The organism is Xanthobacter autotrophicus (genome assembly GCF_030015065.1).
Lineage (GTDB): Bacteria > Pseudomonadota > Alphaproteobacteria > Rhizobiales > Xanthobacteraceae > Xanthobacter > Xanthobacter autotrophicus_D.
The window spans coordinates 1-461 of record NZ_JAIVFN010000387.1 but is presented as its reverse complement, the minus strand read 5'-3'; the positions used below and the strand labels follow the sequence as shown (position 1 = coordinate 461).

Below are 461 nucleotides of genomic sequence, written 5' to 3'. Positions count from 1 at the left end.
ACCCCAACCTGGTCGCCCTGGTGTCGGACGACGTGGCCGACTACGTCTGCCGGCACGGTCTGGTGGCCCGCCTGCCGCTGCGGCTCAAGTCGCGCAGCGAACCCTATGAGCTGATCGCGCGGCGCAACGCGCACCGCCATCCCGCGCTGGTGCTGCTGACGGAGGCGCTGCAGGCCTTGCAGGCCGTTCCCGACCCCGCGTGACCGGCGGGGTGCGACGCCACTTTCTACAATGGAGGCTTATGCAACGCCCCCACTACACCCGCGCCCAGCAGCTACCCGCCATCCTGGCCCAACGCATCGCCATCCTCGACGGCGCCATGGGCACCATGATCCAGCGCTTCAAGCTGGGCGAGGCGCAGTACCGCGGCGAGGGGTATGCCGGCCCCGGCGGCGCGGGCGACCGGTTCAAGGACTTCCCGCACGACGTGAAGGGCAACAATGAATTGCTCTCGCTCACCC

General features: G+C 69.4%; 2 pseudogenes. Both read left to right on the top strand.

Going from position 1 to position 461, the window contains the following annotated elements:
- A pseudogene (locus K9U40_RS23665) lies at positions 1-203 on the top strand (LysR family transcriptional regulator); the annotation flags it as partial.
- Positions 204-241: 38 nt separating this feature from the next.
- Positions 242-461 (top strand): annotated as a pseudogene (locus K9U40_RS23660) (hypothetical protein); the annotation flags it as partial.